We start from the raw sequence: 938 nt of genomic DNA, 5'->3' as shown, positions 1-938 counted from the left end.
CTTCCTTGTCCACCCAGACTTCAAGATTTTTTTCGGATGTCGTCCTTAACGCCGTTTTCGCCTCGGGGTATTCTATTTTTACCTCTTTACGGTAGTTAATTAACGCCACAAGCATGATGAAAATTAAAAGAAGAAACGCCACGTCGGACATTGAATTAAGGGGAATGGTAAAACTTTTTCTTTTACGCTTTATCTTCACAGGCCGTCCTTCTTCATTGCGAAAGAAAACGAATCAATTTTCATGTCTTGGGCTAACTCCACGAAGTCGACGACATTCTGCCAGTGCGCCTGCCCGTCTATCGTGATAATTACGGCTATATCGGGGTTGTTATTTTGGGCCGCCTTTATTATCGTTTTTGCCTGTGAAATTTGTATGACGTCGCCTTCGTAGACTATGTTTCCCCCGGTGTCCATCTCAAAACGCAACAGGTCGTCCCTTAAAATAAGCCTGGACGAATCTTTCGCCGGAAGGTTCATTAAAAACCCTTTGTTTACGTTAAAACCCGCGATAACAATAAAATAAATAATAAGCAAAAACGCTATGTCGCTTGAGGCGCTTGAATCCTGAAATAGGTTCTTCCGGCGTTTAAGTTTCATGTTAGCTCTTTGTATGCGCCCTGTTTTCGCTTTGTTCCGCAAATTGGATAATTAAATCGGAACAGATGCTTTCCATGTTGCTTGTAAATTTATCGACCAAGTGGGTAAAAATCGAATGGGAAACCATGGCGATAATGGCGATTACAAGGCCGAATACCGTGGTAATAAGGGCTTCGTAGATGCCGTTCGCGACAATTTGGGCGTTTACCTCCGTCGCTTCGGCAATCGATCTGAACGCGCCGATCATTCCAGAGACGGTTCCTAGAAAGCCCGTTAACGGGGAGATGGAACCTAGGGCCGTAAGAAAGTTAAAACCGTTTTCAAGCGAATTGATGCAGTTT

3 protein-coding genes are annotated in these 938 nt (G+C 43.8%); all 3 read right to left on the bottom strand.

Going from position 1 to position 938, the window contains the following annotated elements; all coding sequences use genetic code 11:
• A partial coding sequence (locus ACYVTD_RS13730) for an ExbD/TolR family protein (protein ID WP_461248293.1) occupies positions 1-199 on the bottom strand: 199 nt, incomplete at its 3' end.
• Positions 196-597 carry an ExbD/TolR family protein gene (locus ACYVTD_RS13725; RefSeq protein ID WP_461248292.1) on the bottom strand — a complete coding sequence of 134 codons (402 nt, stop codon included), beginning with the start codon at positions 595-597 and terminating at the stop codon, positions 196-198. The genes ACYVTD_RS13730 and ACYVTD_RS13725, both read right to left, overlap by 4 nt.
• A 1-nt stretch (position 598) precedes the next feature.
• Positions 599-938: MotA/TolQ/ExbB proton channel family protein (locus ACYVTD_RS13720; RefSeq protein ID WP_461248291.1), on the bottom strand; the 340-nt coding region annotated here is incomplete at its 5' end.

This window comes from Treponema sp. R6D11 (assembly GCF_054786075.1).
Note: the sequence above shows the minus strand (reverse complement) of the source record. Positions and strands in the feature narration are given on the sequence as shown.